Annotated in this window: 18 protein-coding genes; 9 read left to right on the plus strand and 9 right to left on the minus strand. The window is 60.7% G+C overall.

The window, feature by feature from the left end; translation table 11 throughout:
- The first annotated feature begins 95 nt into the window (after positions 1–95).
- Positions 96–1,556, plus strand: a complete 1,461-nt coding sequence (locus tag HWY05_RS21275) for an amidase (RefSeq protein ID WP_176059588.1) — start codon at positions 96–98, stop codon at positions 1,554–1,556.
- 18 nt (positions 1,557–1,574) lie between these two features.
- Here HWY05_RS21275 and HWY05_RS21280 read toward each other — a convergent pair whose 3' ends face one another.
- Positions 1,575–2,255: a peroxiredoxin-like family protein gene (locus tag HWY05_RS21280; protein ID WP_176059496.1), complete on the minus strand. Its 681-nt coding sequence runs from the start codon at positions 2,253–2,255 to the stop codon at positions 1,575–1,577.
- A 46-nt stretch (positions 2,256–2,301) separates the two neighbouring features.
- Here HWY05_RS21280 and HWY05_RS21285 point away from each other — a divergent pair, with 46 nt between their 5' ends.
- Positions 2,302–3,201, plus strand: a complete 900-nt coding sequence (locus HWY05_RS21285) for a LysR family transcriptional regulator (RefSeq protein WP_176059497.1) — start codon at positions 2,302–2,304, stop codon at positions 3,199–3,201.
- A gap of 40 nt (positions 3,202–3,241) precedes the next feature.
- Here HWY05_RS21285 and HWY05_RS21290 read toward each other — a convergent pair whose 3' ends face one another.
- Positions 3,242–3,916, minus strand: a complete 675-nt coding sequence (locus HWY05_RS21290) for a peroxiredoxin-like family protein (RefSeq protein WP_176059498.1) — start codon at positions 3,914–3,916, stop codon at positions 3,242–3,244.
- A gap of 296 nt (positions 3,917–4,212) precedes the next feature.
- Here HWY05_RS21290 and HWY05_RS21295 point away from each other — a divergent pair, with 296 nt between their 5' ends.
- The gene (locus tag HWY05_RS21295) at positions 4,213–4,962 is read left to right on the plus strand and encodes a YkgJ family cysteine cluster protein (RefSeq protein ID WP_279614182.1); all 750 of its coding nucleotides are present in this window, start codon (positions 4,213–4,215) and stop codon (positions 4,960–4,962) included.
- Positions 4,963–4,984: 22 nt separating this feature from the next.
- On the opposite strand, the gene HWY05_RS21300 is transcribed toward HWY05_RS21295, so the two are convergent.
- The 5 genes from HWY05_RS21300 to HWY05_RS21320 all read right to left on the minus strand — a co-directional run bounded on the left by HWY05_RS21300 (position 4,985) and on the right by HWY05_RS21320 (position 11,242).
- Positions 4,985–6,553, minus strand: a complete 1,569-nt coding sequence (locus HWY05_RS21300) for a class I SAM-dependent methyltransferase (protein ID WP_176059500.1) — start codon at positions 6,551–6,553, stop codon at positions 4,985–4,987.
- Between the two features lie 136 nt (positions 6,554–6,689).
- Entirely contained in the window at positions 6,690–7,406 is a 717-nt protein-coding gene (locus tag HWY05_RS21305) for a class I SAM-dependent methyltransferase (protein WP_176059501.1), read from the minus strand.
- Positions 7,407–7,543: 137 nt separating this feature from the next.
- Positions 7,544–9,085, minus strand: a complete 1,542-nt coding sequence (locus HWY05_RS21310) for an FAD-dependent monooxygenase (RefSeq protein WP_176059502.1) — start codon at positions 9,083–9,085, stop codon at positions 7,544–7,546.
- 98 nt (positions 9,086–9,183) lie between these two features.
- The gene (locus tag HWY05_RS21315) at positions 9,184–10,116 is read right to left on the minus strand and encodes a hypothetical protein (protein WP_176059503.1); all 933 of its coding nucleotides are present in this window, start codon (positions 10,114–10,116) and stop codon (positions 9,184–9,186) included.
- 214 nt (positions 10,117–10,330) lie between these two features.
- Positions 10,331–11,242: a LysR family transcriptional regulator gene (locus tag HWY05_RS21320; RefSeq protein ID WP_176059504.1), complete on the minus strand. Its 912-nt coding sequence runs from the start codon at positions 11,240–11,242 to the stop codon at positions 10,331–10,333.
- Between the two features lie 136 nt (positions 11,243–11,378).
- Between HWY05_RS21320 and HWY05_RS21325 the strand changes: the two genes are divergently transcribed.
- Entirely contained in the window at positions 11,379–12,143 is a 765-nt protein-coding gene (locus HWY05_RS21325; protein WP_176059505.1) for an SDR family oxidoreductase, read from the plus strand.
- Between the two features lie 178 nt (positions 12,144–12,321).
- Positions 12,322–14,139 carry a DUF4153 domain-containing protein gene (locus HWY05_RS21330; RefSeq protein ID WP_176059506.1) on the plus strand — a complete coding sequence of 606 codons (1,818 nt, stop codon included), beginning with the start codon at positions 12,322–12,324 and terminating at the stop codon, positions 14,137–14,139.
- Positions 14,140–14,184: 45 nt separating this feature from the next.
- Here HWY05_RS21330 and HWY05_RS21335 read toward each other — a convergent pair whose 3' ends face one another.
- Positions 14,185–15,423, minus strand: coding sequence for an ammonium transporter (locus tag HWY05_RS21335; RefSeq protein ID WP_197070235.1), 1,239 nt, complete (start codon positions 15,421–15,423; stop codon positions 14,185–14,187).
- Between the two features lie 378 nt (positions 15,424–15,801).
- On the opposite strand from HWY05_RS21335, the gene HWY05_RS21340 reads away from it, so the two are divergent.
- The 3 genes from HWY05_RS21340 (at position 15,802) to HWY05_RS21350 (ending at position 17,667) form a co-directional block, all read left to right on the plus strand.
- Entirely contained in the window at positions 15,802–16,362 is a 561-nt protein-coding gene (locus tag HWY05_RS21340; protein ID WP_176059507.1) for a cupin domain-containing protein, read from the plus strand.
- A gap of 106 nt (positions 16,363–16,468) precedes the next feature.
- On the plus strand, positions 16,469–17,110 hold the full coding sequence (locus HWY05_RS21345; RefSeq protein ID WP_176059508.1) for a glutathione S-transferase family protein: 642 nt from the start codon (positions 16,469–16,471) through the stop codon (positions 17,108–17,110).
- 65 nt (positions 17,111–17,175) lie between these two features.
- Positions 17,176–17,667 carry a GNAT family N-acetyltransferase gene (locus tag HWY05_RS21350; RefSeq protein ID WP_176059509.1) on the plus strand — a complete coding sequence of 164 codons (492 nt, stop codon included), beginning with the start codon at positions 17,176–17,178 and terminating at the stop codon, positions 17,665–17,667.
- Positions 17,668–17,805: 138 nt separating this feature from the next.
- On the opposite strand, the gene HWY05_RS21355 is transcribed toward HWY05_RS21350, so the two are convergent.
- Complete coding sequence (locus tag HWY05_RS21355) at positions 17,806–18,297, minus strand: GNAT family N-acetyltransferase (protein ID WP_035555506.1); 492 nt, start codon at positions 18,295–18,297, stop codon at positions 17,806–17,808.
- A 66-nt stretch (positions 18,298–18,363) separates the two neighbouring features.
- Between HWY05_RS21355 and HWY05_RS21360 the strand changes: the two genes are divergently transcribed.
- Positions 18,364–19,344, plus strand: coding sequence for a LysR substrate-binding domain-containing protein (locus HWY05_RS21360; RefSeq protein ID WP_176059510.1), 981 nt, complete (start codon positions 18,364–18,366; stop codon positions 19,342–19,344).
- The last annotated feature ends 50 nt before the right edge of the window (positions 19,345–19,394 follow it).

A 19,394-nucleotide genomic window follows, 5' to 3' on the forward strand; every position in this document is an offset into this window, starting at 1 on the left:
TATCATTATACCAGCCCACAAAGATACCGACCGGTATCTCAACATGATGGCACTACGGCCCCGCCGTGTTTGTCATCGCCTGGGAGCATTCCATGATGAAACTGTCGGAGTACATCAGCTACGACGCTGTCGGTCTGGGCCATCTTGTCAGTCGCGGCGAACTCAGTCCGCAAGAGCTTGCCGAAACGGCCCTTCGCGCTTGCGAATCGGTGAACCCGCAGATCAACGCGGTGATCGAAACATGGCAGCCGGAAATTGCGGATGTCGCGCCGGCGCTAGCGCGTCGGTCGCCGCTCGCGGGCGTGCCGTTCCTGATCAAGGACGTCGGCGTGACCATGGCGGGCAGGAAACTCGAATTCGGCAGCCGTCTGTCCTCAGGTTTCACGCCCACCGAGGATTCGATTCTGATGCAACGTTTTCGCAACGCCGGCCTCGTCACGCTCGGACGCACGGCAATTCCCGAGTTCGCGTGGAGCGGCACGACGGAATCCGCGCTGTGCGGCGCCACGCGCAACCCGTGGAATCTCGAGCACGGCGCGGGGGGCTCCAGCGGCGGCGCAGCGGCAGCGGTCGCGGCGGGCATCGTGCCATTCGCCCATGCAACCGATGCAGCCGGGTCGATTCGCATTCCATCGGCCAGTTCCGGCGTGTTCGGTCTGAAGCCGACGCGTGGCCGCGTCTCGAACGGTCCCGCGCTGGACGAAGCCATCAACGGCCTTGCGGTACAGCTCGGCGTCAGTCGCTCGGTGCGTGACAGCGCGGCGTTGCTCGACGCCGTGCAGGGAGCAACAGGTGGAGAAGCCTTCACGATCGCACCGCCCACATCGCGGTATCTCGACCAGGTGAGCACGCCGCCGGGCAGCTTGCGAATCGGCATGCTGTCACAGGCGTGGGGCGGCCAGCGTACTCAGCCCGTGGTCCTCGAACGTCTTGCTGCAACGGCACAACTTTGCGCGTCGCTGGATCACGAGGTCGAGGACGCGGAAATGCCGCTAGGCGTGAGCTGGGAAGCGTTCGTTCACGCAAGCTCGGTACTGTGGGCAGTCAACATCGCGGCATGGATCGACGACATGGCGGCGGTGACCGGCCGCAAAATCGACGCGACCACACTCGAACCGCAGACGCTCGCGGTGTATCGAACGGGACGCGAGATCGGCGGCATCGACATCATTCGTGCGCTTGATTTGCGCAATGCCGTCACCCGAAGCGTGGCGGCGTTTTTCGCCCGCTACGACGTGTTGTTGACGCCGACCTTGCCTGATCTTGCACCGCGTATCGGCACCTACGCACTCGGCGCGGAGACGATGAGCGGGCACGAATGGACCGACCGCGTATTCAGCAGCTCGCCATTCACGCCGGTATTCAACGCAGCCGGATTGCCTGCCATGTCGATGCCGCTCTTTAACGACGAAGCGAGCGCTCTGCCGATCGGCATGCAGTTCGTCGCGTCAGCAGGTCGGGAAGATCGGCTCTTCCGTATTGCAGGTCAACTCGAAGCGAGTTTGCCGTGGGCGGGCCGCACGCCAGGCACCTGGGCGGGCCCGACGAACGATTAGCCGAGCGGCTTGGGTAATTCAAGCGGCAGGTGAGCGCATGTTCGACGCCGTCGATTGCAGCGAGCGAAGCGCTGAGAGTACGACATCGGGTTCGCAGCGCCCCCGGTAGTCAATGTCGACATGGGACAAAGCGATGCGTCCATTGCTAGCGATCACAAAGGTCGCGGGAACCGGCAGTTCCCAGCTTTCGTCACCGTTGATGTCCGGCAGCGCTTTGTCGACCGAACGCAAGGCTTGGCGTAGTTCCTCCGGAAGCGAATACACAAGACCGAACGACTGGGCGACGCCATTGCCGGCGTCGCTCAGAACCGCGAAGTCGAGCGCATGGCGCTCGGCGGTGGAGAGTGACCCATCCGGCAACTGGGGCGAAATGGCAACCAGGGTGGCGCCGAGTTGCACTATTTCCGGTAGCGCCTGTTGGTACGCTCTGAGTTGAATGTTGCAGTAAGGGCACCACCCACCACGATAGAACACCAGAACGGCGGGGCCCTTCTGAAGAACTTCCGCGAGCGAAACTGCCCTCCCCGACGCGCCGGGCAGCTCAAAATCAGGTGCGTCCTGTCCCACGGCGAGGACCCGGTCCATCGGGAAGCTCGCTCTCAGTTCTTCCACCTTGGCGTTATAGAGCGCAATCCGCTCGGCCGGTGCCGTACGCTCGTAGTCGGCGCGAAACGCCACTAGCTCCTGCTTGAGTTCCATCTTTGTTACTCCTTGAATATCATTCATTCCCTGGAGGAATGACGAAATGGACAGATTGATTGCGATGGAGACCTTCATCGGCGTGATCGAGGCCGGGTCGTTTTCCGCTGCTGCGCGCCGCCTGAACGTGGGTCAACCGGCGGTATCGAAGTCGATTGCGCAACTGGAGGAAAGGCTCGGGGTGCGCTTGCTGCTGCGCTCGACACGCGGCCTCACGCCCACGGATGCCGGCCAGAAGTTTTACGAACGGGCCAAGCGCGTCATCGAGGAAGCTGACGAGGCCGAACTCGCCGTGCGTATCTCGGGCGCAAGTCTGTCGGGAAGACTGCGAGTGTGCGCGCCGGTGACGTTTGCACGCCTGCGCATTGTTCCGTCGATGAAGGCATTTCTGGCCGCCCACCCGGATCTGACACTCGAAGTCGTGCTCGACGACCGCCATATCGATTTGCTCGAAGAGGGCATCGACGTCGCACTGCGTATGGGCGTACTCGGCGACTCGAGCATGACCGCGCGCAAGATCGGGCAGAGTCGGCGGATCGTCGTCGGCACGCCCGCTTACTTTGAATTGGCTGGAACGCCGAACGTTCCGGCCGACCTGATTACGCACGAGGCGATCATCTACGAGCAGCGCGGCGGCGGCGCGACGTGGTCGTTCAAACGGGGCAGTTCGGAGACGGCGGTGGCGGTATCCGGCCGGATGCGCGTCACCGCTGCCGAAGGCGTCCGTGCGGCTGTGCTCGCGGACATGGGCGTGGCGATTGCATCCGAATGGATGTTTGCTCCAGAGCTCGCGAGCGGTGCCGTCCAGGCGGTGGTCACCGACTGGACCTTGCCGCCGGTCGATCTGTGGGCCGTCTTTCCGACCGGTCGTATGGCCAGTGCGAAGGCGCGCGCGTTCGTCGCCTTCGTTGAGGCGACCCTGGGATTGACCGCCCCAACCGCCTAGTGCGGCCGCGCGGCTTGCCGGTGAAGTCCGCCTCACCATCTCAGGATGCATTCACACCCGACCGGCCTAAAGCCGACAGCATATCGGCGGGTTCCGGCCGACGCGTGTAGTCGGGATTCACTTCCGAATACAGGATCGTGCCGTCCTGGCCGACCACGTAGCGCGCGGGCATCGGCAGCGTCCAGCTCGGGTCACCGTTGACGGCCGGCAGGTCGTTCTTCAGCATCTTGTATAACTCGACCAGATAATCCGGCAACGCGAAGCGCAGGCCAAACGCGGCGGCGACGTCGTTGTGGGCGTCGCTCAGAATGGCAAAGCTGAGTTTGTTCTGACGGACCGACTTGCGGCTATTCACCGGGGTTTGCGGTGAGATCGCGACCAGGTTTGCGCCCGCCGCCTGGAATGCCGGCAACGCTTCCTCAAGCGCCTGCAATTCCATGTTGCAGTACGGGCACCAGACGCCGCGATAGAAGCTGATCACGAGCGGGCCTTTCTCCAGCAGCTCGGTCGAGGAAACTAGCGTGCCGTCCGGATCGGTTAGCGTGAAAGCCGGTGCCTTGTCGCCAGCTTTCAATGCGCGTTCGGCCTGCCCTGAGGCGATCAGTTCGGCCGTGGCGCGCTCCATCACCGGATGGATCTCGGCCGGTGCGAAATACGGCGCCTTGCCCGCCTTGAAGTCTGCCTTGAAGGCGTCGAGTTTGTCTTGCAGTGACATGTTGACTGCTCCTTGCGTAAGCGATGTGGTTGAGTGCCGGGTGGCACGTCGAGGAAACCATCGTCAGGCAATCGCCTTCCACGCAGTAGTCCCCGGCGACACATAACAGCTATTCCCGCAGGGCATAGCCATGTGAGGAACCGATCCCGCGGAATCCGGCCGACGTTGGCAAAAAAAATCACGAGCCGCCTGTCAGATCCGCCGCCGTCGCGCGACTAATCCCGACTGCTGGACAACCGGACCGCGTCGCGCGACGCAAGGGCAATAAGGGTATGGATATCGATTTCGAGTGCACGATGTGCGGCAAATGCTGTCACGATCTACGTTTGCCGTTGACGGTCAAGGAAGCTTTCGCCTGGCTGGAGCGCGGCGACAGCGTGCAGATAATGTGCGAGGCGTTGCCATGGCTTGAGGAGCCGCCTGCGGACAATCTTCAGGCGGCGCACAAACGTCGTCGTTCGTTTGCTGCGACGAGCGGCTCGCTGCCGACGCGGGTCGTGGCCATACTGGCGGCCACGCATGCGGGCCCATGCCCCAATCTCCAGCCCGATATGCGTTGCGGTATCTATGAACAAAGGCCGTTGGTGTGCCGCATCTACCCGGCGGAGATCAATCCTTTCATCGAACTGACGCCAACGCACAAGGCCTGTCCGCCCGAAGCTTGGACGCCTGGATTACCGCCGCTGATACGCGCAGGCAAGCTGGTCGACGCGGACACGTTCGCGTTGATCCAGCAGTCACGCGAGTCCGATGAGAGCGACCTCGCTATCAAGCAGCAGGTGTGTGCGTTGCTGGGTATTGATCAGGCTGCGGTGTCGAATGAGGGCTTTGTTGCGCATTCGCCTGATCCCATCGATCTGCTCGCGGCGTTGCTTCTGGCCAGCGACGAACGCGCGGCGTCGACGCAGCCGCCGACGTGGCGTTTCGTGTCCAATCGTCAAACGACTGTCGACGCGCTTGTGTCGGTGGGCGCGCTCGGTTCTCTCTTCGAGGCAAACAGAACCGCTGGATTCGAATACCTGGGTTTTTCGGCGGCTTCCGAGTAAGGGACTACGCCGCAATCTCGTGTCAAACGATACCCAGCGCCTGCAATATCGGTAGATGAACCTGAGCAAAACGGTTCGCTTTCGCGACCATGTCGGCGGCAGATGGAACCGCGGCAGACTGCAGTGCCGTCGGTTCCCCGCCAGCCTGGGTATCCGCATGATCCGCACGTAGCACAGCGTCGGCGAATTCGGCCCATTGCTCCGGCTGCTGCAGGTGGTGCAGTCTCGCCAATAAAAAGAGTTGGGCCACACGCGGCATAAAGACGCCCGAACCCGAAATCGGGCTCACCAGAAACTGAACGTCCTCACCATGGCGTGCCTGTTCGCAAATCGCCGCGTTCAGTCTTGCTGACAACGGCCGCGCGGCACTGATCCGCGCGTCGTCCTGGACATTCAGCAACGCGCCCATGCTGACCAGGAGCGTCACTGCCTTGACGAGCTGCGCAAATGCGACGCCCCATGCGCGGACGCTGTGTTCGATCTCGGAGAGCGTCGTAGGGCGATGGCTGGACAGCGCGTCGAGAATAGGGCTGTATAACGCTTCCGGCAGCGTCGTTTCACCAAGCGCGCCGCGCACCTTCAGCGCCACGGCATCTCTCGGCAGCGCCAGGATCACACGATGTGCGCGCAATGCCGCATCACGCTCATCGTCAGTGAGTGTCTGTGGTTCCTTAACCCAGTAATCGCGCCGCAATGACCGGTTAACGCAGAAGTCGCGAGCGGTTTCTCGCAAGCCCATATCTGCAATATTCGCTAGCAGATCACGTTGCGCCGGCGTGAGATTGATCTCATCAATATGATCGCGATAGTCAGCCGATCCCGCGTAAGTCAAACCCGCCGCCTCGAGCGACGAGGCCACTTGCAGGAAAGACATGGGGTGCCAGTCGCGAGCGAAATACTCGTGCGCGAGATAATTTGGGTTCGCCTGGGACAACGCGTCGACGCGCTCGGCAAGCAGTGGGTTGACCAACGCATAACCCGGCTGCGTCGCAAATACAGCCCACGCAAACTCGACGGCGGCGCTAATGCGCGCCTGCACGGGCGCTTCGGCGTCCGCGCGATTGCCCGGCTCGGATGCGGGATCGACCTGAAAATGGCGCTGCATCAATTCGCGCACGGGCAGCATCGCAGTCCACCCAGGCTGGGTGTTGTAGCTCAAATACAGCACGCCGCCGGGTTTAAGCTTGCGGCGAATGAACTCGACAATCAGCGCGCGATTCTCCGCGGCGACCCAACTCCAGATGCCGTGCAACCCGATGAAATCGAAGTCCGGCAAATCGTCGCGCCGGCAGAATGCCGAAAAAGACTCGCCGAACAAGTGCGCAGGCGATTCGGCGCTGCCCGCGAGTTGCCGTGCGAAGTTTGCGTGAGACGGATTGAAGTCGGTGCCATACCATCGCGAAGCCGACCCTGCCGCGTGAATATTCACACTTACACCGTGGCCAAAACCCAGTTCGCAAGCGGTATGCACGCTCGGCACCGCAAACCCTGCCTGGAGCAAAGGAAGTTGCAGGCGTAGCGGATTCAGCTCGTCGCAATAGCCGAATGTGTAATTAATCGCATCGATGGCACTCGCTTCCCGCTCACTCACGTCTTGGTGCTCGTTCGTTGCACGGGTGCCATTATTGGCTCCCGTAGATTGTCGAGCCGGCTGTCCGGCAATGACCGACACAATACCGGCGAGCGGTCTGGAAAGCAAAATTTCCCGGCAAGGATTGAACCTCGAACTAGGCCGCAACGACGGTAAATTCAACCCCTGACTCAAAGCCCAGTGTCGTGGTCGAAAAGCGCGGGTTGCCTTCAAGGTACTGCTTGTAGTACCAGACGGCGTCCTCGGCGGTGTACATGTTATCGGCAAGAACGATCGCGCCCGGACGTAGCAGACGCTCGACGTCCCGGAACAGATCCAGGTACGCATCGGCCCAGACGTCCATAAACACCATGTCGAAAGTACCGTCCAGTTCGGCAACGGTCTGGAACACGTCGCCTTCTCTCAGATCGACGTAAGCGTCCAGACCCGCGGCGCTCACATGGGCTCGAAGCTGTGCGCACTTCCCGGGATTAAGCTCGGTCGCTACAACGATACCGCGGCCTATCGTGCAAAGCGCGTCGGCGAAATACAGCGTAGACACGCCGCAGGAACTGCCGAGTTCAAGAATCCGGGCCGGCCTGTGTGCCAGCACCATGTTGCGTAAGAACGCGCCCATTTCCGGCGTGACGGCTAACGACAGCGCAGTGCCTTGCGAGGATTCGAAATCTTCAGTAGTCAGACCATGCGATTCCAGAAATCGTCCACGCAGACGAGGCGCGAGCATGTCGTATTCGTCAGCGAGTGTCATGAACTCCTCGCTCGATCCATGGAACTGGGCCCGCGCGCGGGCCATGACTTCCGTCAGGCTCTGTTCGTGAAGTCGTTGCAGAAGTGCCGTGGTTGTCGACGTCATAGGGTCTCCTTGGGCTCAACCTGGCGGATTAAATATCCGGAACATGGAGAGACGTTTCAGGAGAACAAATATTTTGGCTGACTTCGAAAATCTTTTACTTCAGCGCGATGCACGCCATCAGGCGGACTCAGGCGGACTCAGGCGGACTCACCGCTCGCTGGTTCACCGAACCATCGTGACGTAGCCTGAGCGGCCTCGTCATGATCAGCAGACGTCTCAGCGACCCAGGCGACAAAACCATCGGGACGCACGAGCACCGCGCTCAAGCCGAGCCGCTCCTTAACGTCACTGCCGACGTAGGCGATCCGGTCATTCCAGCGGCTCGCCAATGCCTGAAGCGAAGGACGCGAATCAAAGTCCAGCAACACGCCGCCTCCATTCAAAAGAAGCTGGCCGAGCTTCGTCCCGTCGATCAACTCGAAATCGGGCGCGCTGCGGCCCACGAGCGGATGACTACCGCCAAGGTCGTAGCGCAGCGCCGTGCCCCAAACGCGCTCGGCGAAGTAGGTGGCGCCATCGCGCGTGTCGATGAGATCGCGAATGATGGCTTCGAGCGCACGCGAGCTGCGGCTCGGCCGCATGAGCGCAACCTGGGCGCGTGACCAGTCGAGAACCTGCGCGCCCACCGGATGCCTCTCGCTCGTGTAGCTGTCGAGCAGATCCGCCGGCGCGTCGCCACGAAGCGTAGCGGCAAGCTTCCACGCAAGATTCATTGCATCGCCGAGGCCGAGGTTGAGGCCCTGCCCACCTAACGGCGAATGGATATGCGCGGCGTCGCCCGCGAGTAGCACGCGCCCTTTGCGGTAAGTCGTCGCGTGATAGGCGCGGTCCGTCCAGGTCGTGGCGAGTTGGAGCGCCGTCACGATGACATCCGTGTTAGAGACACGGCGCAACACCGCCTGCACATGATCGAGCGTGATCAGATCGGTTCGATGGAAAGCGCCGCCGTCGAAATCGACCATCGCGATGGTGCCGGGCTTCTGGTAGGTGTACATGCCGGTCGGCGTGTAATGACGCCCTGCCTTGAGCTGATCCGGATCGGCCATCTCGATCTGAACGGAATAACCGGTGAACTCGGGATCGGTGCCGACGAACTCAAAGCCGCCCACCTTGCGCACCGTGCTGCGGCCACCGTCACAACCCACGAGCCATCGTCCGCGAAAAACTTCATTGCCCGCGCGAACGGTTACGCCCTCTTCCGACTGGTCGACGCCGTCGACGCGGAGGCCGCGTCTGATTTCCGCTCCCAACGCAATCGCGCGAGCGGCCAATACGGATTCGAGGTACTCCATCTCCACCGCCGTGCTCGTGCCGGCCGGCGTCGGCAGACGATACTGCCATGTCGACGTGTCGATGTTGTCGTGAAAGAACTGAATGCCGGCGAAATGGCCGCCCGGTCGACGCGCCTGTTGCATCCAATGCTCGGCATTCGGCGCGCTGCTGCCCGAGCTCTCTTTCGCGCGTTGCGGCGCTTCGATCTCGCTCAGTAAGGCACGACGATAGAAGGCTTCGAGCGTAGGCGCCGACAGACCGCGCAATCCGAACGGCAACCGCTTCAACGGCGAGCTCGGGTTGTCGGCTTGCTCCAGCACTAACACCGAGAGACCCGCAAGGCGCAACTCACAGGCAAGAAAACAGCCGACGGGGCCGGCTCCGGCAATCACGACATCATGGATCAACGTAAAAACTCCTCAAGCGCGCCGGCCGCCACCGTGACCATCGCATCGACATCAAAAAACTGCCCGGCAATGTGCCGGGCAGTCTTGACGGATTCAACCTAGATTTCAGCGTAATCGATACCCGTCAGCGGCCCGAGATGAGCCACCGTGGTGAAGTGCGACGCATGCTTCGTATCGATGTCCAACTCGCGCACATTACCGCCCAGATCGGTCACGAATGCGCGCCGCCCCTGTGGGTCCAGCGACACGCCAATGCCTTCTTTCAATTCACGGGCCAGGACTTCGCGATCGATCAATCCCGAAGCCGTGATTCTCGCGCGATTGAGCGTATTGCCATCATGTGCATCGTCGCCACGGTCGGTCCAATACAGCACGCCTTCGTGGTGATCGAGATCGAGATCGATCGGCTCGGGCAAATCGGCGAGCAGACATTCCACATCCGGGCGCTGGTCGGGTCGCGCACCGGCCGGCAGATCGATGCCCGCTCTGAAGATGCGGCCCTCGCCGGCATCCGGCGGCCCCTTCTGCGTCCAGTAGACATGCCCGTTAGCCTTATCCAGAACGATGCCGACACAATGGCGGGTCGCGTCGGCCGTGTCGTCGGGGAAATTCCCCGTGCGGACGAGTTCCGTCACCTCGGTCCCATCCAGCCGCGCGCGCATAACGCGCATGCCTTCGCGATCGCACCAGTACAGGTGGCCGCTTTCCTTGTCGAGCACGAGTTCTTTCGGTGTGCCGGCCTGACCGGACGGCACCAGCACGCGATGCTCGCTGCCGTCGAGCTTCGCGCTTTCGATCGTGCCGTCGTTCGGGGGAACCGCGCCGGAAGCCGGGTCGCCATCGATCAGATGGATGCCGGTTCCCATGTTGGTCCAGTAGACCACCTGGTCTTCAGGATCCACCTTGATACCGTCGGGTGTGCGCGTCAGGTTCGCGAGAACGACTTCGTGCGAACCGTCGGGCGACAGAGCGATGATCGCAGGCGGACGTGCCTGCAGGACATACAGCGTACCGCCATTCTTCGTAGCCACAGTAAGTACCCTCCATCTGGTCACTGAAAACGTTGTCATACAGCGGGAATCGATCCGTAAGGTCGCTGCTGCTGGACCGCTTGCGAAAGACTACCTTAGGTTGCGGGCTTCTGCGCTGAACGGCGGCTTATTGCCGGGCACGTCGTGTCGTTCGCCAACCTGCACGCCGAGTACTGCACGGTGAATAAGTTAATAGAGGAGACACCACTTAATCTCAATCATCCCGATCCCACGGAGGCACGCCGCCAAACGCTTCAACCAGAAAATCGATCATGACGCGCACTCTGGCGCTCAGGTGCCGACGGCTAGGATACATAGCGAGTATGTCGATCTCCGGCAAGCGATACTCGGGCAACACGTGAACGAGTGTGCCGGCACGCAGATCGTTGCCGATCAGGAACGTGGGCTGCCAGATCACGCCGTGCCCGGCGAGCGCCGCTGCGCGCGCCGTATCGCCGTTGTTGGTATGCATGTGACAGTCGACCTTCACCGCGTGAGTCTTGCCGTGACCGTCGATCAGTTGCCACTCATCGCCGGTGGCCGCATAGGTGTAGCCGATGCAGCGATGCCCGATCAGATCCGTGGGCGAGGCCGGATTGCCGACGCGAGCCAGATAGTCCGGCGACGCGCACAGAATGTTTTGCGAGGTCGCCAGCTTGCGCGCAGCGTGGCTGGTCGAACCGGCGCGTGAGATGCGAATGGCGAGATCGTAGCCTTCGTCGACGATATCGACGACGCGGTCGATCAACCCCACGTCGAGTTCGATTCCCGGGTGTCTGCGCATGAACTCCGGCCAGAGCGGCGCGAGGTACTGAATGCCAAAGCTCACCGGCGCATTGATGCGCAGTCGTCCACGCGGTTCGACCGACGCGGACGACACCAGCCCCTCCGTGTCCGCGACATCGTCGAGGATGGACTTGCAGCGGGCGTAAAGCGTCTCGCCGCCGTCGGTGAGAGAAAGCGTACGTGACGTGCGATTCAGCAAGCGCGTGCCCAGGTGCGCCTCCAGTTCATTCACATAACGGGTGACGTTGGCGGGCGACGTGCCGAGCGCGTCCGCGGCGCGCGCAAAACCACCACGGCTCACCACGGTCACGAAAACTTCAAAAGCGCGCAGGCGGTCCATACCTCTCTCCTATCATTCACAAAAGCTGAACGATAGGACCATGTTTTAGGCCTTTCGGCAATCAGGACTGAAGCCTATATTCCTTTCACGGTCAACGCATAGGGCACTGACCAACTAAAGACACCGGAGATTGAACATGCAACGCTTGACAGGAAAAGTCGCCATCGTGACGGGCGCCAGTGCAGGAATTGGCCGTGCTACGGCAAAGCTGTTCGCCAAGGAAGGCGCCAAGGTAGTCATCGCGGCGCGCCGTGCGACGGAACTCGAAGCGCTCGTCGCGGAGATCGTCAGCGAAGGCGGCGAAGCCGCGTATCTGGCGGGCGACGTGCAGTCGGAAGACTTCGCGAAGGCACTGGTCGCGTTCACCGTGAGCCGTTTCGGCCAACTGGATATCGCCTACAACAACGCCGGCACGCTTGGCGAAATGGGCCCCACCACCGGCATTTCCGAAGCCGGCTGGAACGCCGCGCTGGCCACCAATCTGACCAGTGCCTTCCTGGGCGCGAAGCATCAGATTCCCGAAATGCTGAAGCAAGGCGGCGGCTCGATCATCTTCACGTCGACGTTCGTCGGTTACTCGTTCGCGTTTCCCGGCACCGCGGCCTACGCGGCGAGCAAGGCCGGATTGATCGGCTTGACCCAGGCGCTCGCCGCCGAGTACGGCGCGCAAGGCGTGCGCGTCAACGCGGTATTGCCGGGCGCCGTGGACACGGAGATGTATCGCGGCATGAACGATAGCCACGAATCGCAGGCCTTCGTGACCGGACTGCATGCGCTCAAGCGGGTTGCAAAGCCGGAAGAACTGGCACGCTCGGTCCTGTATCTCGCGTCGGACGACTCGTCCTTCGTGACCGGTACGGCGTCACTCGTCGATGGCGGTGCATCGATTACCCGGACTTGAGCCTGCTGGGCGTAATAAAGAGCGATGGCTAGACCCAAGCCGGCATCAAGCCGGCTTCTCCCCATGTGTCCCCGATCAATACCTATAATGACCTTGCACTCGAATAAGGCGTTCGCGCACAAGGTCATCAGACCGGCGCAACCGTAAAAGAAAACAAACTCGGGAATGAGGGGTGGAGATGCAAGATAACCCGCAGGGGACACTGCAGGCTGCGCCAGGTCGAGCGCTTTTCGTGCCACGACTCGTGATCGGCATTTTCCAGGGATTGGTCCTGTATCTGCTCATGAACGCTGCGCACAATCGCAGCGGCATCGCAACGATCCCGCTTCTGTTCTTTCCGCTGCTTCTCGTTACGCTCTTCACTCCGCCGGCGTTTATCCTCGGTCTGCAACAAATGCGGAGCGTTCGACTCGCGATGTGGCTCGCCATGCTCGCCGCGGTTGTCGCGATCCTTGGTTATCACGATGCGTGGCGATCGGCAGGCGTCGACCTGGTCGGCATGCAGCCGTACGGCCGCACCGGGAGCCCGCTGCCGTCAATGGCAGTGAGCTTCCATAGCGGTGTGATTGTATTCATCGCTTATTGCCTCGTGTTCACGGGCGAGACTGCAAGGTCGTGGTTTGCGCCCTACGAGTCGTACTTCGAATTCAGTTGGAAACTCGGGCTTCAGGTTTGCCTTTCCGGGTTGTTCGTCTGTGCGCTCTTTCTCGTGCTCTGGTTGGGGGCCGCGCTCTTCCTGTTGCTAAAGCTGCATTTTCTCGAACGACTGCTACGCGAATCGTGGTTCAGCATTCCCGTCAGCGCGATGGCGTTTGCGTCGGCCCTGCACATTACCGATGTGCGGCCGGACATCATTCGCGGCTCGCGTACGCTCGTTCTGTCGCTGCTCTCCTGGCTGCTGCTGGTCCTTGTGGTCATCGTCGGCGGATTTCTCGCGTCCCTGCCGTTCACCGGACTTGGACTGCTGTGGGCCACGCGATCCGCTACCTGGATCCTGCTCGGCGTCGCGGCGTTGAAAATCGTCCTCGTCAACGTCGTTTTTAAGGGTGGCCCAGGTTCCAATCCCGCACCGCGCGTGCTGCGCGTCTGCATGAGAATTGCGTGTCTGATGCTTCCCGTGCTGGTGATACTCGCGACTTACGCACTCGCGCTGCGTATCGAGCAGTACGGCCTCACGCCACCGCGCATTCTGGCCTGTGCAGCAACGTTCGTGGCTTACTTCTATGCGATCGGCTATGCATGGGCGGCGCTTTCTCGCAACGACACACTCGCGGGAATCGCGCCCGTGAATGTGATCACGGCGTGGGTATCGGTCGCTGTGCTCGTTGCTGTATTCACGCCGTTGGCGGACCCGGCACGTCTGTCAGTCGACAGCCAGGTCGACCGTCTCCTCTCGAACAAAGTCGAGCCCGAGAAGTTCGATTACGAATTCTTGCGATATCGATCGGCGAGATACGGCGTGCAGGCGCTCGCGCGCCTGCAAGGCGAGACAAAGACAGCGAATGCCGCGACCATTCGTGAACTGAGCGCTCAGGCCGCACATCAGTCTGCTAGAGGCACGTTGGGCGCAGGCCAACCGGATGCCGCGGCGCTCGCTCTCACCATCGTGTCACGTACGCCGGGGCAGCCGGTTCCCGCGTCATTTCTGTCGACGGACTGGGGGCGAGTCTCGCGAGACAGGATGCTCCCAACCTGCCTGAACTTTGACGCCATGAAGTGTGACGCTTACCTCGTCGACCTGACCGGCGATCATAAAACCAACGTCGTGCTCTTCCAGAACGGCGGAAATATTGGATTCGTTTTCGACCAGGCCAGCGGCGGCGGTTGGCAGTTGCTGGGCAAGTTCTCGATTGCTCCAGACTGCGCCGCGTTTCGCGATGCGTTGACGAAGGGGACGTTTCAGCTCGTTGAACCACGACTGCGAGACATTCAGGTCAATGGTCAACGCGTCGAAATAGAGACGACGCCAACGCTGGGTGCAGCCTGCTCGAAATAGCAGGTTTCGAGCAAGCGGCAGCCGTCTCTTCGTTTCGGCTGAACCTTAGTCGAGATAGGCCGCCTCGCCGTGCAATTCGGTATCGAGTCCGCGCTCCTCGGCTGAGGCATGGACCTTGACCGGCGTTGCGCGATCGATCAGCCACAGCATGGCCCAGGTAAACACGAATGCCCAGACACCGGACACGACTACCGCCACGCACTGTTTGAAGAAGAAATCGACACCGCCGAGCAGGAGTCCGTCGGCGCCGTTCGGATTCCACGCCTTCGATGCGAATACCCCGAGCATGATCGTACCGATCAAGCCACCGACGCCGTGTACGCCCCACACGTCGAGCGCATCGTCGAGGCCGAGCCGGTTTTTCAGGGCGACCGCGTAATAGCAGACCAGTCCCGCGATAATCCCGATGATCGACGCTGTGCCGAGCGACACATAGCCGGCCGCGGGCGTGATCGTCGCAAGACCCGCCACCGAACCGGTCAGCAAGCCGATGAACTTCGGTTGCCGCGCGTTCAGCCATTCGATCACCAGCCAGGTGACGGCGGCAAACGACGCGGCGACGTCGGTGTTGAGAAACGACGAGGCCGTAATGGCGTCAACGCGAAGTTCGGAGCCGGCGTTGAATCCGTACCAGCCGAACCACAGGAGGCCCGTGCCCAATGCAATGAGCGGCACGTTATGGGGTTTGTGCGTCATCACGTGACGGCGGCCCACGTAGAGCACCGAAGCCAGCGCGGCGAATCCGGCGGTGTTGTGCACCACGATACCGCCCGCATAGTCGAGAACGCCCCACTTCGCGAACAGGCCATCCGGGCTCCAGACCATGTGCACGAACGGAAAATACACCAGCACGAGCCAGCCGGTGAGAAACAGGAAATAGGCTTTGAAAGTCACACGGTTGGTAAATGCGCCGGTGATCAACGCGGGTGTGATGATGGCGAACATCATCTGATACGCGACGTGAACCACGAGCGGAATACCGGCGTCGTTGCCCGTGTACATCGTCTGCAAGGTAATGCCGCGCAGGAAGGCGTAGTGAGTCGGGTCGCCGATGATGCCGTGCCAGCTCGGGCCGAAGCACATGGAGTACCCGAACGCAAACCAGAGCACGGTGGTCCATGCGAGCGAGATGAAGCTCTGCATCATGATCGACAGCACGTTCTTGCGTTCAACCAGGCCGCCGTAGAAGAACGCGAGCCCTGGCGTCATCAACATGACCAGGCTCGCACAGAGCAACATGAATGCAGTATTGCCGACGTTGATCGGCATCGTTCCGGTAACCACTGATCGTCTCCTTGATTGTCGTTGCGATGGCGGACCGGACAATCGCGTTGGGCCGGATCGTGGGTAGTCACCGCACTTTTTCGCCGCGACGCCGATCGTTCGCCATCGGGTTCTAGCGGCTGCCGAAAAATATTCCCGCACGCGTCGAGGCGCAATACGCGTGGGCGATATAGTGAGATTCGCGTGATCGTTATGGCGACCGCCAGGCAAGACGCCGAGCGATAGGCGGGCGGGTAAACGACGAGCTGGGGATTACTTTGAGTAAAGCGCGTTGAAAGGCGTTATGTGAGAACGTGTAAGGCATGAGAATGGATCACGACGCCTGTCCTGTCTGTCGTGTTGTCGTGTCCGAACCTGATATCAATGACGGAGATGAAAATGGAAGAAGAGTCTGGGCGTCCGGTGACACCACCGCTTGTCGTCAACGTCGCCGACGTTAAGGAAATCGAGCAAATGGAAGGCGATCATTGGGGAGGCGCATGGAAGCCCCTAACGCCGGCTCTCGCCGCGAGCCCTGGGCGTCTCGGCGCCAATCTGTCACGCGTGCCTCCGGGCAGAACGGCCTGCCCTTTTCACACGCATGCACGAGAGGACGAGGTGTTCTTCGTGCTGTCCGGCCGCGGCGTGTTCCGTCATGGCAATACCGTGCAGGAAATCCGGACGGGCGACTGCATCTCGTGCCCGGCGGGCACCGGCGTCGCTCACCAATTGGCGAATCCATTCGACGAGGATCTTGTCTACTTCGCGGTCGGTTTGAATGATCCGCACGAGGTCTGCACCTATCCGGACAGCGGCAAGGTGATGATCCGCAGCCTGAAGGCCGTCGGCCGGTTGGCGGAGGCGCCGTATATGGACGGAGAACCGGACAGGCCGAAAGTACTGGATCTGGCGCAATCGGTCGTTGCGGGGACGGGAAAAAGCGGAGACGGAGAAGGTTAGTGGAAGTTTATAGAATCGCAGTCAGGCAATGACGAACGCTCGTGGGACGATTGCCTGACTGCGAACTGTCGTATCCTCGCGTTTCATTCGTGACGGGGGCAATCCTGTGCCGACAACCGAAGAAGTGAAACTATACGGAGCCGCGTGGAGCGTCTATACGCGGATTGCCCGGCTTGCCCTGGAAGAGAAACGAGTCAATTACGGCTTGATAGAGATCGATGTATTCGCCGAGACCGGTGTTCCGCAAGAGCATTTGAAGCGTCACCCGTTTGGCCGCATTCCGGCTTTCGAGCATGGCGATTTCAGCCTCTATGAGACGGCGGCGATCGTTCATTACGTCGACGAGGCTTTCCCCGGATGCGCGCTTCTGCCGGCAGATCCGAAAGCGCGCGCGAGGGCAAACCAGATCGTTGGGATACTGGACGCCTATGCGTATCGAACGCTTGTTTGGGAAATATACGTGGAACGCGTTGTTTCGATTCGTGAAGGCCGACTCGCGGATGAACAGAAGATCGCCGCGGCGCTGCCGCGTGCCGCCATATGTTTGTCGGAATTGACCCGGCTGTCCGATGACGGTGAATTCCTGATCGGCGACAGCGTAACCGTGGCCGATCTGTACGCCGCGCCAATCTTCGCCTGCTTCACCCAGGCGTCTGAAGCTGTTTCGTTAATGGAAAGATGCGAAAAACTGAACCGCTGGTGGCAACGATTCGCCATCCGCGACAGCATGTACCGAACACAGGCATGACCCGACGGGTGTGAAGCGGCCCAGATGCGGCAAAAAAACCAATGCAATCGACCTCAAGAACACCCATGATTATTCGGCCTGCCGACGCTACCGACCTCGATTCCCTACACAGTCTTCGCAACCACTACATCTCTCATTCGTATGCGACCTTCGATGAGGAGCCGATGTCCAAGGAGGCAGTGACTACGTGGATGGATTCATTTAGCCACGCTGGCCCGCACCGACTGTATGTGGCGACCGACGCAGAGCGATTGCTCGGCTTCGCTGGGAGCCAACCCTATCGCAATCATCCGGCCTTCCGCAAAACGATTGAAACGAGTATTTATGTCGCGCCAGGAGCAGTAGGTCGCGGCATCGGATCGGCATTGTATGAAAGACTATTCACGGAACTGTCGGGTGCCGACTTACACCGTGCGGTCGTTGGCATTGCCTTGCCGAATGACGCATCAATCGCTATGCATCGGAAGGCGGGGTTCACTGAGGTTGGGACGTTTTCTGAGTACGCCGTCAAGCACGGTAGCTACGTGAGTTCGGTCTGGATGCAGCGCGCACTTTGACAAATTCTTTCGTGGTCGCGCGTCAGGATAACGATCATCGAATAGCCGATTGCAAGCGGGAAATGGACGTCTGCGGGATGGAGCGCTCTCCCGGACCCTGGCGCCTCTGCGCCATCCGGCGGTTAATCGATTCGCGACTCAAATCGCCATCATCATCTCGTGCCACGACATGCCGCCATGATCGGAACCGGACGGCCTGACATAGCGATAACCAAGGCGTTCATACAGTGCGACATGACGCTCCCTGCACATGAGATGAATGGTTTCCTTGCCCATCTCAACCATCCGCGAGACGAAGGTTTGCATCATCAGCGACGCGTAGCCTTTCCCCTGCTGCGCCGGATCGATCACCACCGACATCACCACGACATTCGGCGCGGCAGGGTCGTGCCCGACAAGCTCCTTGAACGCTTCGTCGGACATGACCACGTCGAACGCACAGCCGCTGTTGATAAAGCCGATCACCTTCCCGTCGAGTTCCATCACCAGGAACCCTTGCGGGTATTCGAGAATTCGAGTGGCGATCTTATTCCGTGTGGCAGCCTCGTCGCCCTCATAGGCCGAGGTTTCGATCTCAAAGCAGTGGTCGGTGTCGGACGGAATCGCTTGTCGGAAGCTCGGCGTTGTCATCTGCAAGGTTCGACCGGAGACCGGTCGCTGAAGGTAGGAAAGACACGATGATAAAAGAGATGCAATATGCACATGCTGCATTTCATTCATCCAACATTGCACATCATGCATGACAGCCTTCGCCGTATCGATCTGAACTTGCTGCTGGTCTTCGACGCGCTATTCCGACATCGGAGCGTAATCTCGGCGGCCGAGGAGCTTTGCCTAAGCTCGTCGGCATGCAGTCACGCGCTCTCGCGTCTGCGTAGCGCTTTGGGAGACGAGCTTTTCGTCCGCTACGGAAACGGTATGCAGCCGACGGCGAGAGCTGAACAGATTGCATCGGGCGTCAGCGAAGCATTGCGAAACCTGACGGGCAGTCTGGCGGATTTTGGCCCGTTTGTTCCGTCAGAGAGCAGTCAGACCTTCGTGTTCGCCGCGACTGACTTCACCGCGTTCGCGTTGCTACCTCCGTTGATCGCGGCGCTGGAATGCGACGCCCCTCAACTCCGCGTCCGCGTGATCTATTCGACCCATCGCGAATCGTTGGATGACCTCGCCTCTGGGCGGGTTCAGTTCGCCCTCGGGTTTTCGGAAGAAGACGAAAATGCCGAATCCGGACTCGAATCGCTCGATTGCCCGGCGGACGATTACGTGGTCGCGGTCCGCAAGGGGCATCCGCGAATCAGGAAAAAGCTGTCGCTGGCGCAGTACCTGGCAGAACGGCACGTCGTCGTTACCCCATGGAACGCCGAAGGCAGTGTTGTTGACGGGACGCTGCTGAAGTCGGGATTCGTTCGCGACGTCGCCGTGCAATTGCCTTGCGTGATGGCCGCCCCATTCATCGTCGCCAATTCGCAGTTTCTGATCACGTTGCCTCGACGGGTAGCGCGACAACTGGCGAACGCGATCCCGCTAACGATTTACCCTGCGCCGTTCGATATTCCGCGCTACGTACTCAAGGTATTTTTTCATAAGCGACACGCCGGTTCGCCAGCGCACCGCTGGATGCGTGAACAGATGGTGTCTGCATTGAACGCGTTACCGAACGCGGCGAGAACAAGCTGACCGGAAGGCAAAGAACGCCAACCTGATCGTGGATTTCTTTCTAGCGAGCG

Source organism: Paraburkholderia sp. BCC1876 (genome assembly GCF_902833695.1).
Lineage (GTDB): Bacteria > Pseudomonadota > Gammaproteobacteria > Burkholderiales > Burkholderiaceae > Paraburkholderia.